14 protein-coding genes are annotated in these 13,263 nt (G+C 36.0%); 6 read left to right on the top strand and 8 right to left on the bottom strand.

Annotated features, from left to right (window positions below; genetic code table 11):
• Positions 1–9: 9 nt before the first annotated feature.
• Positions 10–264, bottom strand: a complete 255-nt coding sequence (locus HHL23_RS20620; protein WP_169236627.1) for a hypothetical protein — start codon at positions 262–264, stop codon at positions 10–12.
• A gap of 782 nt (positions 265–1,046) precedes the next feature.
• Here HHL23_RS20620 and HHL23_RS20615 point away from each other — a divergent pair.
• On the top strand, positions 1,047–1,754 hold the full coding sequence (locus tag HHL23_RS20615) for a hypothetical protein (protein ID WP_169236626.1): 708 nt from the start codon (positions 1,047–1,049) through the stop codon (positions 1,752–1,754).
• 457 nt (positions 1,755–2,211) lie between these two features.
• Here the strand turns inward: HHL23_RS20615 and HHL23_RS20610 are convergent, their stop codons facing one another.
• The 3 genes from HHL23_RS20610 to HHL23_RS20600 all read right to left on the bottom strand — a co-directional run bounded on the left by HHL23_RS20610 (position 2,212) and on the right by HHL23_RS20600 (position 3,903).
• Positions 2,212–2,679, bottom strand: a complete 468-nt coding sequence (locus tag HHL23_RS20610) for a cupin domain-containing protein (protein WP_169236625.1) — start codon at positions 2,677–2,679, stop codon at positions 2,212–2,214.
• Positions 2,680–2,772: 93 nt separating this feature from the next.
• Positions 2,773–3,471, bottom strand: a complete 699-nt coding sequence (locus HHL23_RS20605) for a DUF1826 domain-containing protein (protein ID WP_169236624.1) — start codon at positions 3,469–3,471, stop codon at positions 2,773–2,775.
• A 75-nt stretch (positions 3,472–3,546) separates the two neighbouring features.
• Positions 3,547–3,903 (bottom strand): response regulator, encoded by a 357-nt coding sequence (locus HHL23_RS20600; RefSeq protein WP_169236623.1) that lies wholly within the window; start codon positions 3,901–3,903, stop codon positions 3,547–3,549.
• A 294-nt stretch (positions 3,904–4,197) separates the two neighbouring features.
• On the opposite strand from HHL23_RS20600, the gene HHL23_RS20595 reads away from it, so the two are divergent.
• The 4 genes from HHL23_RS20595 to HHL23_RS22955 all read left to right on the top strand — a co-directional run bounded on the left by HHL23_RS20595 (position 4,198) and on the right by HHL23_RS22955 (position 9,276).
• Positions 4,198–5,337, top strand: coding sequence for a helix-turn-helix domain-containing protein (locus HHL23_RS20595; RefSeq protein WP_169236622.1), 1,140 nt, complete (start codon positions 4,198–4,200; stop codon positions 5,335–5,337).
• Between the two features lie 154 nt (positions 5,338–5,491).
• On the top strand, positions 5,492–6,961 hold the full coding sequence (locus tag HHL23_RS20590) for a serine hydrolase domain-containing protein (protein ID WP_169236621.1): 1,470 nt from the start codon (positions 5,492–5,494) through the stop codon (positions 6,959–6,961).
• 210 nt (positions 6,962–7,171) lie between these two features.
• Entirely contained in the window at positions 7,172–8,665 is a 1,494-nt protein-coding gene (locus HHL23_RS20585) for a serine hydrolase (protein WP_169236620.1), read from the top strand.
• Between the two features lie 401 nt (positions 8,666–9,066).
• Positions 9,067–9,276: a Fic family protein gene (locus HHL23_RS22955; protein ID WP_394354163.1), complete on the top strand. Its 210-nt coding sequence runs from the start codon at positions 9,067–9,069 to the stop codon at positions 9,274–9,276.
• On the opposite strand, the gene HHL23_RS20575 is transcribed toward HHL23_RS22955, so the two are convergent.
• Together HHL23_RS20575 and HHL23_RS20570 are read right to left on the bottom strand one after the other, a co-directional pair.
• Positions 9,251–9,406, bottom strand: coding sequence for a hypothetical protein (locus HHL23_RS20575; protein ID WP_169236619.1), 156 nt, complete (start codon positions 9,404–9,406; stop codon positions 9,251–9,253). The two genes, HHL23_RS22955 and HHL23_RS20575, sit on opposite strands and share 26 nt — an antisense overlap.
• A 212-nt stretch (positions 9,407–9,618) precedes the next feature.
• Positions 9,619–10,029: a hypothetical protein gene (locus HHL23_RS20570; protein WP_169236618.1), complete on the bottom strand. Its 411-nt coding sequence runs from the start codon at positions 10,027–10,029 to the stop codon at positions 9,619–9,621.
• 298 nt (positions 10,030–10,327) lie between these two features.
• Here HHL23_RS20570 and glsA point away from each other — a divergent pair, with 298 nt between their 5' ends.
• Positions 10,328–11,341 carry a glutaminase A gene (glsA, locus tag HHL23_RS20565; protein ID WP_169236617.1) on the top strand — a complete coding sequence of 338 codons (1,014 nt, stop codon included), beginning with the start codon at positions 10,328–10,330 and terminating at the stop codon, positions 11,339–11,341.
• 32 nt (positions 11,342–11,373) lie between these two features.
• Here glsA and HHL23_RS20560 read toward each other — a convergent pair whose 3' ends face one another.
• Positions 11,374–12,072, bottom strand: coding sequence for a LytR/AlgR family response regulator transcription factor (locus HHL23_RS20560; protein ID WP_169236616.1), 699 nt, complete (start codon positions 12,070–12,072; stop codon positions 11,374–11,376).
• On the bottom strand, positions 12,069–13,103 hold the full coding sequence (locus HHL23_RS20555; protein WP_228464905.1) for a histidine kinase: 1,035 nt from the start codon (positions 13,101–13,103) through the stop codon (positions 12,069–12,071). Before HHL23_RS20555 ends, HHL23_RS20560 begins: the two co-directional genes overlap by 4 nt.
• Between the last annotated feature and the right edge of the window lie 160 nt (positions 13,104–13,263).

Here is a 13,263-nt window from a genome sequence, read left to right as displayed (position 1 = left end):
TAAATGCTTTTATTTCCAAAAGCTCCATTTTACTCCATCAAATACAGCGATTGTTTTACTTACTGTATCATAACACATCGTTCCTGCGATAGTGCTTTTCATGCTTGTCACAGGGTGGTTTACCTTCGGTAAAACTAAAGCTTTGCTTGTTGATTCAAGCATTAATACTCCCTGTGCTGAAGAACTTGCAGCTCCTTTGAAATTTAGGTAATCATCATATTCAGCAAGATTATCATACGATGGCCAATGAGTATCAGCTAGCATATCCCTAGCCAAGACTCTTAAAGGTGAATATCTGTTTTTTTTTTCGAAGCCAATCCTTTGAAGGTAGGAGGATTAAAAGTGATTTTGGTTGATGCTGATTTTATATTGTATGCCCTTTGGCAGTCAGTCCAATTTGAAAAATCCATATTGCTCAACTACTTTGTTAAGCGCTCCAACATATTGAATGCCAGGTTCTCTTTTCAGCCTTTTAGCGTTTAGCTTATAAAAATTAATTGTATTTTCATCTATCTGTTCGCAAACATTGTTATTAATTATCCATATTAGCGAATCCCCTTTGTTATAGAATCATTTTTTTAATCATTTAATTGGACAACCAGTTAAAAAAAAAGATATCAAGTATTTACTAACCAGTATTATAAAGATAAATATCTACGTGTTTATCGATATAATTCGATGTGTATTCTAAGTCATTTTAAATCGAAATGTCGGTACTTTGTGACGGGAAAAAAAATCAAAATAGCTTTTTTACTTTATAAAATATTTTGTTGTTGACAAATACAAATGATAACAACATGAAAGTAATAAGCAAAATTGATAATACATATATTGTAATTAATGATGCTAAAAATACAAATATTAGATCATAACTCTATAAGCTTCTTCAGATTCTGAGAACATAAATGAATAATGTAATCAGTCTCCTTCTCATTCTCCTTGATTCCTCAAAATGGTAAGAAATAAGGAGGCTGTTTTTAATCTTAATTTATTTTTATAAAAACACACTAAAAATGAAAAAAATATTTTTTTTATTGATTCTTTCAATGTACACGGCAATTTACGCTCAAGTGGGTATTGGAACAACGACCCCTCAAAAAAGTCTTCATGTGAATGGTTCGTTGCAGGTTACGAATGAACTTAATGTCGGAGGTAATAGTACTACTGCAGGTTCGTCAGGTCTAATTGGCCAGGTACTGAAATCAAATGGACCAGGCACCGCACCCTCATGGCAAACTTTAGCGGGTGTTCCCACATCTACAGGGACAGTAATAGCTGTTAATGGACAGTTTTTAGTTGCACAGGAAATTACTGTTCAAATGACTGCTGACTTTACAGCCGTTGGGTCTCCCGGGGCAACGGTAGCTAATCCCATTGGTAATCTCAATAATGAAATTATTGATAATGAAAGTCTTTATGCCGGAACGGCTACAACCAATTCTTTTAAAGTTTCTGCTGACGGGGTTTATCAGATTAATATGAATGTGCAGATTTCTACCGCCAATGCAACCTCACCGGTTATTGGTATATGGAACAATACTACTGGATTGTGGGTCGCAAGAGTAAATGACAACTATGTAGCGCCAACCGGCGGATTGCAAACTTATACTTTAATTACCTCAATTCCGATGTTGGCAGCAAGCACCTATTCGTTTAGAGCTATAAATACACAAGATTACACACTCAAGTATTTAAGCACAGGCTCTACGGGTTCAGGTCCTGTTACGCAGGTTTCTGTAAGACGATTAAAATAAGCCAGTAAAGAACAAAATCCCATCAAAATATGGAGACCATAAACAAAATTTGGAAGATAAAATTGAATGATTTATTTTTTTATTTTCATAATCAGAAAATAATAACAAAATTTATAAACAACAATAGAAAAGCCTTATTTATAAGGCTTTTTATGCAATATATTTGTGATCAACCAATTAAAAGTAGTTTATACTCGCCTTCATTTTCCACAGAAGCTCTATGAATGCAAGTCAAGACCTGTTGTTCCGGATGACCTAAGGCTAACGTCCTTTTTCTAAATTAACAGGTTCTGTATTGGGTTTGGGTTGATTATACAGATCGAAGAAATACTTTTTCAAAAAAAATCAAATTCCACTTCCAAACCGCAATGTAATTCATTAGGCTTTTCCCATATTTAGATTTTCCCCCAATACTCTACAGCTTGGTTGAGAAGGGGATGTCAAGCTTCATTATTTATTAAGGATGATTAGTAGTAATAACAAACATGATCAAAGGTTCATCACCTATATTTTCAATAGAATGATAACCTATGGAACTGATGGCTGTAATATCTCCTTTTTGAAGTATTTTTTTTCGCTCTGGTCCCTGGGTTCCGGTTCTTTCACGATACTCTCCGGTTCCATGCATGACGACATATAATTCTTCTTCCTTTTTTTCATTGTGGGTATGAAACCCGGATTCATCACCTGTATTCAACAGAACCATATAAGCACCCAGACGATTATTAGCCAGTTCATTCTGATCGAACATTTGGATCATATATACAGTTCCGTTTCCGCCATACATTTTTTCACGCTTATCTATACGTGTAATGGTTCGTTCTTCCTTTTCAAAGGCCATTACATACAGGTGGATGTATTTTGAAACTTCCTGTATAACGTGATCGAATTCCGCTCCTTCAGATAATATAACTGTATCAGCCATGTGAGTTAGATGTTAATTTAAAATAATGTACATCAATTTACCAAAAATTATACAGCAATGCAAGCAAAACAGCTTTCATTGAAAATCAACCATTTAGCAAATCAACAACAATCTATACTCACCATCACTTTCAACAGGAGCCTTATGAACACAAGGCAAGACCTGTTGTTCCGGATGATCTACCGCCAGGCGCCAAAGATGTCCGGATCCTAAATTGATAGGTTCTGCATTCGGTTTAGGCTGGTAATGCAGATCGAAAAAATAGTCTTTAAGGAAGGTTTCAAATTCCGCTTCCGGTCCGTCGTGTAATGCTTTGAGCTTTTCCCTGATTTCCGGAATGAGAATTTTTTGATCAACCTGATGATTGGGCAGGATATCACTTGCAGCGCCGTGATAGGTACATAAAAAAGTATGGGTACCAACAGGCGAACGGTCTACATGATAGGAATATACATCTGTTGCAATGAAATCCAGCTCTTCATCCCGTTCATAACATTTAAGCAAATTGAGAGAAGGTAATGCTCCCAGATCTGTTAATGACTGCAAATCACTTAAGATCGTTTCTCTGGCCATATTTCCTTTTTCTGATAATTCCAGGGCTAAAAGATCCTCAACGGAAACTTCTGTAACGTTCTCCTTTAATTGAAGTTGAGACACAATTTCTTTAAAATCTCCATCCAAATTTCTGTGCCAGCAAATGGCATTCATAGCTCCTTGAAAATGAGTATTTACGAGTTCAGAAAAAGTAGAAACTACTCCAATTTGATCGTTGTCAGAAAATGTAGGGTTCATATTTTTGAAGAAACAATTGAGTTGCTTAATTCTTTGCAAAAATAAGGAATAGGTGAGAGATTATGCTAAGATTAATCAGGAGTTATTTTTAACGACATTGATCATATGATCGATATCGAATGGTTTTTCGATATAGTCATCTGCTTTGCATTCTTTTGCTTTTTCAGGTAAATCAAACGATGTAGAGGTTAGTACGGCAGAAACATCTTCCGTTTGGGGGTCAGCCTTTAATTCTTCGATCACTTTTGATCCTTTTTTATTTCCTCTGATATGATCATCTACAATCACTACATCAGGTTCAATTTCGTCTATTTTTTCTATAGGTTCGGTGGTTAATGATGATGTAACATCAAATCCTTCTTCCTCCAATACCTGATCCATTATCTCCAGGATCTCTTCATTATCCTGAATAAGGACAACTTTTTTCTTCATATGTTTTTTAATAACTAGTATAAAGGTAAGAAAACTTTGATATGTGCCGCAAGTATTTGACATACAATTATCTTATTGTTTTGGAAAATGGTCACTCATCATTTTATAAAACACCGCTTCGTCGGTAGCTAGCGTACTACACTCATTTGTAGTATTCACATAAATCGTGACTTTTTCATGATAAAAGCGAAAACAGCTCCCATCTAATTTCTATATTTGTAAGGTTCGGTTTCGGATCTAAAAGAAAGGTTACCTGAAATCCAAAATCAAACCGATCAAAAAAAAGAATAAAGAATGGATAAAATTGATTTATTAATTATAGTAACGGTAATCTCCCTGTTCATTTCATTATTTCTTGCATTTTTTCTGTTAACAGTTAAGACAAAGTACAGGACAAGCAACACTCTTTTTGCTGTTTTTTTAATCATTACGGCAGTGGATACAAGCGAACCTTTGTTCAGCTTACTATCCGATGGCCCTTCAAATCTGGGAATGTTGAGAAATACATTGGCTTTCTTACAGATTCCTGTTTTTTATCTGTATGTATTATCGGTTTGCTATTCTGATTTTAAGTTTAAGCTTAAATATATCATTCATCTGCTGCCGTTTTTATTGGCGAATGCCGTTTTATTACCTCGTTTTTATACCGTAGATCTTGCTTCCAAGATCAATTTCATTATACATCGTCAAAGTATGATAGAATTGCAATTCAATCATGTTCTTTTTCATATTCAAATTGTTATATATCTTATTGCCGTTTTTAGGGTATTAAAAAAAGCCAAAAAATTATACCTTGAAAATTATGCAGGTGCTAATATTAATTCTTATCATTGGCTGTTTCAGTTTACGGTTGTACTGACTGTTTTGTATTTGATTGTCGTTTTCAAAAATATTTTTAAATTTTCCGACTATTCGTACATCTCCGAATGGATAAAAATTGGAATCCTTGTATTTCAACTCTTTATCGTTTGCTGGTATTTATTTAAAGCCTTAAACAATCCCGGTTTATTTAGGAATATAGATTCAAAATTAAAACTGGCTTCCGATATGGTTTCTGAAGAAAAAAAGAGTGATCCGGAAACTATCAGTAAAGAACAAAACAGTGCAGAACTATTGAAATTAAAGAAGTATATGATGGAAGAAAAACCATTTCTTGATCCTTCTTTAACCATTCAGCATATTTCTAACGGTATCGAAATCCCTACCCGTGAATTATCCGTTTTAATTAATCATCAGTTAGGGCAGCATTTTTACGATTTCGTTAATACCTACCGGATAGAGAATGCGATGGCTATTTTGAAAGATGTTACAAAAAGTAAAGTAACCGTTCTTGAAATCTTGTATGAAGTTGGTTTTAATTCAAAATCTTCTTTTAATACCGCTTTCAAAAAACATACAGGTTATACCCCAACTGAGTATCGCAAAATCTTGTAAAATAGTGTTTTGTAATTATTCGTACCCTTTTTACAGGAACTCGTACTTATTTTTTTGAACAAATGAGACCGAGTAAAAGTAGTCGGTCGCATAGCTTTAATTTCTCCCGCATATTTGTATCGAAATAATTTTTTAACATAAAAAAAATGATACAATGAAAAGTATTATGTATTCACTGGTTCTTATAGGAGTAATGTTGAGCTGCCTAACAAGTAATAAGGTCTTGTCCCAAAAAAGAGACTATCGTTTTCTTACGGACAGTTTGAATATGGAACAACAATTGGAAAAACGCAAACTTGCGGGATTTAGTGTTGTTGTATTTGAAAACTATAAGATCGTGTATTCCAATCAATTTGGGATAAAATCAATGGATTCCAAAGAAAAAATAGAGGAAAACACGGCATTTTCCACAGCATCAATGACAAAACCAATCACAGCACTTCTTTGCCATATACTGGAGGAGAAAGGCTTAATTAACTTAGATGATCCGATAGATAAGTACTTAAAACGCTGGCATTTGCCGAAAAGCAAGTTGACTGAAAATAACAGTCCAACCTGGAAACAATTCTTTAATCATACCTCCGGAACAAATCAGGGCGGATTTGCAGATTATTATGAAGGGGATACAATTCCAACCATAAAACAAAGTCTTTTAGGACAGATCCCAAGATATGATAAGGAAATTGAATTTCTGTTTACACCGGGAACCAACTTTGAATATAGCGGTGGCGGATATGTCATTGTCCAAATGGCACTGGAAGACACTTTAAATAAATCTATTGCAGAACTTGCCAAAGAATATATTTTTTCACCACTTGGTTTGAAGAATACAACCATGATACAGCCTAATGAAGCCAGATTTCTGACCAATGTTGCTCTCGTTCATGATAAAGATGGAAAAGTGATTAGAACCGGCCTGCCCATCACACCACAGATTGGAGCATCAGGAATGTGGTCTACACCAACTGATTTAGCGAAACTTTCCATTGAAATACAAAATGCTTTACGCAATAAAAACAACAAAGTGATTTCTCATCGTGTTGCAAAAGAAGTAACAGCAGTCACAACTTTAAAAAATGCTGTTGGCGGGTGGGGTTACGGATGGCAGAAGTCTTTAGGGTATAACAACTATGACTGGTTTTCATGCAATGGTTCCAATACCGGAGTGGGGGGGAGCATTTTCGCGACAATGACCGATGGGAACGGCTTCGTATTTCTTGCCAATGGTGAAAAACCGAACCGTATTCCTGTGATGGTGAACACCCAAAAGAAGATTTTGAAACTGATGAACTGGAATAGAAAATCAGACAACGAAGACATTCAGGAAATGCCCGCAAGTCTAAAGAAACAACTGAACGGGAGATATGATGATTTCCTGTATGGGCAAAAAATGGAAACCAAAATAGTGGAAAAGAACAACCGTCTGTATGTTGAATCCCAATTATTAGAACATTTTAAAGGAAAAAATGAGAATGAGTTGATCTATCTGAAAAATGGGTTGTTTAAAATTATAGATTATCCCAACCTGTTAAAACTCGAGTTTAACAATGGAAAACTCAATTCAGTAGTCTTAATAAGAGATCGGCTGAGTACTAAGATTGAACTCGTTAGTAAAGAAAAATAATATCACAGAAAGTAAGTTTGTCAATGTTTTATGGAAATTAAAAGTGGCTTTTGGCCACTTTTTTTAGTATGTATTCTCTTTCCAAACTCTTCTGACATTGATTTCTATGTAATGGAATTCTTTCCAGAGTTGTCATAATACTAAGACTGAACTTAATAAAGAATATCGAATTCTCAGACAACCACAATTATAAAAACTGAATAAAAAACCATGACCAAATCAATTGTAATCTTAATAATGACTTTCCTGACCATGACTATCTCAGCACAGGAATTGAATACTTTCTTTTCAACACTTTCTAAAAATAATATGTTTAATGGGAGTGTGGTTGTTTCTCAACCGGGAGAGAAGATTTTTTCTAATAACTATGGATTTTCCAATAGGGAAAAAAAAGAAAAGTTTAATGACCAGTCTCAATTTCCAATTGCTTCCATCACAAAAACATTTACATCAACAGCCATATTACAACTTAAGCAGAAAGGAAAGCTTACAATTGATGATCCGGTTCAAAAATATCTTCCGGATTTTCCTTATCCCAATATCAGTGTTAAACAGCTGCTTAATAACACCTCAGGATTGGCCGATTATTATAACTTATTTGACAGTGTGATCAAAGAACAGCCGGAAAAAATAATTTCCAATCAGGATATTATCCCAACGTTCATTCGTTTCAAAACACCTCTTGCATTCGTACCCGGAAGCAAATGGGAATACAACAACGTTAATTTTTGCATTGCTGCCATGATTATCGAAAAAGTATCAGGAATGAGCTATGCCAATTATCTGGAAAAAAATATCTTCGGTCCTGCAAAAATGAACAGTTCATTGGTTCCGGTTGACAGGAAAATAAAACAAAAAAATCAGGTAGAACTGTATACTTATCCTAATCTGTACTCAACTGATCTTGTTAATATCAATACCTTAAAAGAACCCTTTCTGATCTTTGCAAAAAGTAACTTTTATGGAAATGGGGGGATTGTAAGCACAGCCTCAGACTTACAAAAGTATCAGAATACATTATTTACCTATCAGATTTTAGGCAAGAAAGAATTGGAGGAAGCGCTAACACCTACAACGCTTAACGATGGAAAGAAGGTAAGTTATACTATAGAGGGAAAAGAGGTGAGCTATGGTTTAGGTTGGGCGATGTACAGCGACGAAAGTAATGGAAAAATAGTTTTTCACGATGGATCTATTACCGGGCTTACCAGTGTTTTGGTACACAATGTCACTAAAAATAAAACGGTAATCCTTCTTTCTAATACAGGAAACAGTCCCGTTTTTTCTACATCCAATGCGGTCTTTCAATTGCTTGATCATAAAGCTTATACCATGCCAGTACAAAGTCTGTCAAGAATCTATGGCAGTTTAATTGAAAACGGAAATAAGGAAAAAGCCAATCAGCTGATTCAGGCATATTTAAAAAATACAGCCGGTTATGAGTCTACAGAAAGAGACTTTAACAGGTTAGGGTATCAATTTCTCAGACTTCAAAAATGTGAAAATTCTGTACAGACATTTAATGCGGCCTCATTAATTTTTCCAAAGAGCTGGAATGTATTTGACAGTTATGGTGAGGCATTGCTCCAATGTGGCAAAAAAGAAGAGGCGATGAAGATGTACCGGAAATCTCTGGAACTAAACCCAGAAAATACAAATGCTAAGGAGGTGATTAAGAAAATGGAAGCCTTATCAAAAAAATAAAATTTATGAAATAAATTTGTATTGATGAAATATGACATTTCAGGAGACGAATCTGAAATATTACCTAACAAATTGGAATTAAAAAAGCCACATGATATTGCTATGTCAGAATTTGAAGGTTTTTTACAGGCAGAAATTAGTTTTACAGAAAATCTCCGTGATAATACTAAATTTGACACAAAATACATATTGAAAATTCATAAGTTGGCATTATCTCATTTATACACATTTGCAGGAAAATATCGTAATGTAAATCTGTCAAAAGGTGGATTTCTTCTTTCTTCTGCAAAATTTCTTCCCGAGTCAATGAAAAGTTTTGAAGACGAAATCCTATTAAAATTACCATCTGATTATAGTGATAGGGAAAGTCTGATAGAGATGTTGCTACTGTACATGATGAGTTGCTATTTATACATCCGTTTAGAGAAGGTAATGGCAGAACAGCGCGTATACTTGCCAATCTCATGGTTAGAAAAGCAGGGTTTAGTCCTTTGGAATTTGAAAAAATAGGGAAAAAAGAATTGGAACACTATGTCGTTGCAGTTCAAAAGTCAGCCGCAAAAAACTATGAACCGATGATAGATCTTATCGGGATGATTTTGCCATCTTAGTCTCCACTTTTTTAAGTGTTTTAGCAGCTTCATCAGGAGAGATTCTTATTCCCTCTATCTTAAAAGAAGCTACCGCAGATTTCATAATCTGTTTGCGTAAACCATCCTTATCTTTATGAACTGTTTTCATTTGCTTATTTTTAAGAGAATTTTCTACTATACAAATATAACGTTCTTATTCTCTTTTTTTGTTCTTTTTGAGTAAAATTAAAGCCATATACAACCGCCTCATTCCTAAAAATGAGACGGTTGTATTACTTTATCAATTACCTAAATCTACCATCAAAGACGGTCGGCAATTGAATGATATGGACTGGTTCTGTTCAAATTTTTCTTTCCTTTCTATTGTGCTTTACACATAGCATCCCAAGTTGTCCAAAAATGTGCATTAATGGCACCGGGAAAAGGATTCATGCTGTCTGCAACAATACCCACCATGGAGGCACAGTTGGAATTACAGCCTATTTCATTATAACTTCCCTTTTGAGGAGGGATCTGTCGCCATGTACCGGTTGAACCGCTTAACAATTCTACTTTAATATCAAAGATTCCAGATAAGTTAAGCGTCTGAATCTGTTTCGTAGGATTCTCGCTTGAAATGGTATCACTCCAGTTACCTTGTGAGAATGTGACACGCCATGTTGAAATCATTTTGGCTGTATTGTTCTGTGGTGAAAGATATACCCAGAACTGAGCGCCTCCACCCAATTGAAGCTGGCCGGATGAGTTGACGTTTACGTTTGCTGTTTCCATAATGAATGTATTTTGGTTGATTCGTTTCTGTTGATAATGGCTTTTTGGAAGTACATCAGTTGATTGTACGGTAAGCTGCCATTTTATTTTTTTTAGCTTTGATTTCTATCTCAAAGTAACAAAGAAGAAAGAATCTGGAGTAGCGTACAAATAACCAATTATGGTTTTGAGTAGAAATACTTAATCTTATTGAAACCATTTACCTTGATCATATTTTCGGGAGATTTGCGGGCAAAGGAGGAAATGCTTTATCTTTGTTTTTCGGGGTTGATGATCAGATGTTAGCCGAAATACCTTTATGAACAAAAACAGTTTCTTATTTTCTGCAAAAGGAATTTATATTGCAGCTTTTCTTTCTTTAAACACAGTAATGTATGCTCAGAAAAAAGCAGATATTTCAACAATTTCAGAGAAGACCTTAAGCAGTATTCTGGAAAAAAACAGAACCTATTATACACAGGGAAAAGTAGCTGATTATATTCCTGAACTGGGAAAAATGGATGCGAAAGCCATTGCTTTTTCTGTGGTTGGAAAAAATGGGCGAGTGCTGAATGTAGGGGACGTTCATAAGAAATTTACGATGCAGAGTATCTCAAAGATCATTGCGCTGATGATTGCTGTCAATGAAAAAGGGGAAGCGAATGTTTTTGATAAAATGGGCTATTTCGGAACCGATAAACCTTTCAATCATTTTTCTAATCTTGAAACTACCGGGAAACCGATGAATCCGATGATGAATGCAGGGGCTATTCTTACGACTTCTTTAATCTCCGGTGAGGGCGAAAAGCCGTTTCTTAAAATTTTGGATCTGGTTCGTTATATCACCAAAGATCAGACCATTGAGTACAATACATCCGTTTATGAATCCGAAAAATCTACCGGACACCGTAACCGGGGCATGTTCTATCTGATGAAAAATAATGGGCTCATTTCAGGAAACGAAGATCAGCTGGATAATTATTTCAAGCAGTGCTCTATTGAACTGACCGCCGAAGATCTGGCTAAAATAGGATATTTCTTTGCCAATGAATGCGTTCGGTTTGACGGAGATGCTCAATATAAAAATGTTGAATTGGCAAAACTCGTAGAATCACAAATGCTCATTGCCGGGATGTACGAATTCAGTGGAGAATATGCCAGAACCGTAGGGCTTCCAAGCAAGTCAGGTGTTGGAGGTGGAATTACCGTAAGTGTTCCCGGAAAAATGGGCATCGGTGTTTTCAGCCCGGCTTTGGATCAGCATGGAAACTCTTCAGCAGGGTATCATATGATTTTGGATCTGGTGAAGCAGTATGATCTGAGTTTGTTTTAAAACTTGATCTATTTTGCTGTTACTTTCCCCAATCACACCATCTTATTTTTCAGCTCCTTATATTTTGAACGGCCCACCGGAAGCACCTCACCCGTCTTAAGCAGGGCCCCATACCGTGTCCCGGGGTTGATGATGATTTTTTCGATCTGTTGAAAATTAACAAGATAAGATTTATGGATCCGTTCAAACCTGTCAGGAAGAAGTTGCTGCAAATGCTCTAGCGATTTATCATGAAGCTCATTCTGCCCATTGCTGAGGTGAAGCTCAGTGTAAATTCCCGCTCCCTTAATGTAGATCACCTCAGAAATACTGATAAGACGAACCTGTCCTGATCTTTTCACGGCAAGATATTTAATCCCTTCATCCGGTTTTAAGGCGGGACTGACAAATCTCGTCAAGGCCTTAAAAAGTCTTTCCTGATCAAATGGCTTGGGAACAAAATCAAGCACTCCATACGAAAAAGCGGTAATCGCTTTATCAATATTGGCGGAAACAATGATCGTATGAAAAGAAGCGGCCACCATCTGTTCCAATACCTCAAAACCATTATCACCATTCAGATTAAGGTCGAGAAGTAATAGGTCTGGAGTTCGGTTTACAATTTCCTGAAGCCCATTTTGAAGAGAATCACAAACTGTCATGGTAATAGGTTTGTCCGTAAAGAATTCAGTCGTCATGCGTTGCAAACGTCGGGCAATTCTGGCTTCGTCTTCTATGATTAATACATTCATGATCTTAAAATTTGAATGGTAGATACCCACCCGTTTTCTGTAGAACCCGATTCAAACTTCCAGTTTTGACCGTAGCTTTCACTCAGACGAGCTTTGATATACTTAAAGCCGTTTCCACCTGCACGGTCTGTCATGATTTGTCGGTTCTTTGCAATAGTTTCAAAAGTATACTGATGAGCATCTTCTGATAAAGAATAGCGGAGTACGAATTGAATCGTGTTTCCGGACAGCGGTTCACTGTGGGTGATGCCATTCTCCAGCAATGTGTGAATAATTGCGGGCGGGATCATCTGAGTTTCGTCTATTCCTTTCTGTTCCCATATATAATTGATTTCTTTACGAAAACCCATCACAGACAGATGCTGCCGGCAAAGTTCTAATTCTTTGGTTATGGGAATCAGCTTTTGTTCAGAGATCTCGTTCATGATGTCAAATTCTGATGCCAGTGCCTGAATGAAACGGGCACCTTCTTTTGGAGACTCTTCCACCCAGTCCATCATAGAGGTTAAAGTATTTCTTAAAAAATGAGGCTGGATATTCTTTTTAAGGAGCTCTAATTGCAATCTTGAGGAAAGCAAAACAGCATTCTGATGTTCTGCCTCGATGACACTCGTACGGATAGAATGAAGATAAAGCATAGACAACACGATGATCGTAAAACTGATGAACAGTCCAAAATCGTACACCACAAATTTATTAACCAGGGCACTCGCCAAAAGGGCTGCCAGGGCAATAAAACCACCTTTTTCTTTTTGAGCAATGCCTTTTAGCACTACAATAAAAGCAGCTATCAGCATGGCTAAACTGTAAAGTCGGGCCGTCAGATCGTAGTGCCCGTAATTGAACCAATAAAGCACGAGCAGCGTTAGTAACAGGGCGGACATTAGCCATTTTCCTTTTCTGAAATTAAACTGAATGATAAAATACCAGGGAACCAATAGCGCATTGGCAAACGTCAGCCATCCGATGATCTCAAGGCGTATGAAAAACTCAGAATACGGAATCACGACATGGAATTTCAGATACTCCATAATCAGTAAAATAAAAAAGAGAAGGCATATGGTTAGTCATGGTCGGAAGAATTTTTCTTCCGACTTTTTTGTTTTTTGGCGTACGGAAAAGCATACTTATATTGCTGGTTATCAAACAATTAATTTGTTTTTCTGTTTTTTATTTTGTATATTAGCAGTT

Origin of the sequence: Chryseobacterium antibioticum (assembly GCF_012927325.1) — a bacterium.
Lineage (GTDB): Bacteria > Bacteroidota > Bacteroidia > Flavobacteriales > Weeksellaceae > Chryseobacterium > Chryseobacterium antibioticum.
Note: the sequence above shows the minus strand (reverse complement) of the source record. Positions and strands in the feature narration are given on the sequence as shown.

Excerpts from the sequence above, each read along its gene's own strand:
- HHL23_RS20575 (WP_169236619.1), bottom strand. The coding sequence starts at position 9,406 with ATGAAAACAGTTCATAAAGATAAGGATGGTTTACGCAAACAGATTATG.
- HHL23_RS20600 (WP_169236623.1), bottom strand. The coding sequence starts at position 3,903 with ATGAAGAAAAAAGTTGTCCTTATTCAGGATAATGAAGAGATCCTGGAG.
- glsA (WP_169236617.1), top strand. The coding sequence starts at position 10,328 with ATGAACAAAAACAGTTTCTTATTTTCTGCAAAAGGAATTTATATTGCA.
- HHL23_RS20620 (WP_169236627.1), bottom strand. The coding sequence starts at position 264 with ATGCTAGCTGATACTCATTGGCCATCGTATGATAATCTTGCTGAATAT.
- HHL23_RS20605 (WP_169236624.1), bottom strand. The coding sequence starts at position 3,471 with ATGAACCCTACATTTTCTGACAACGATCAAATTGGAGTAGTTTCTACT.
- HHL23_RS20585 (WP_169236620.1), top strand. The coding sequence starts at position 7,172 with ATGACCAAATCAATTGTAATCTTAATAATGACTTTCCTGACCATGACT.
- HHL23_RS20590 (WP_169236621.1), top strand. The coding sequence starts at position 5,492 with ATGAAAAGTATTATGTATTCACTGGTTCTTATAGGAGTAATGTTGAGC.
- HHL23_RS20615 (WP_169236626.1), top strand. The coding sequence starts at position 1,047 with ATGTACACGGCAATTTACGCTCAAGTGGGTATTGGAACAACGACCCCT.
- HHL23_RS20560 (WP_169236616.1), bottom strand. The coding sequence starts at position 12,072 with ATGAATGTATTAATCATAGAAGACGAAGCCAGAATTGCCCGACGTTTG.
- HHL23_RS20570 (WP_169236618.1), bottom strand. The coding sequence starts at position 10,029 with ATGGAAACAGCAAACGTAAACGTCAACTCATCCGGCCAGCTTCAATTG.
- HHL23_RS20610 (WP_169236625.1), bottom strand. The coding sequence starts at position 2,679 with ATGGCTGATACAGTTATATTATCTGAAGGAGCGGAATTCGATCACGTT.
- HHL23_RS20595 (WP_169236622.1), top strand. The coding sequence starts at position 4,198 with ATGGATAAAATTGATTTATTAATTATAGTAACGGTAATCTCCCTGTTC.
- HHL23_RS20555 (WP_228464905.1), bottom strand. The coding sequence starts at position 13,103 with ATGGAGTATCTGAAATTCCATGTCGTGATTCCGTATTCTGAGTTTTTC.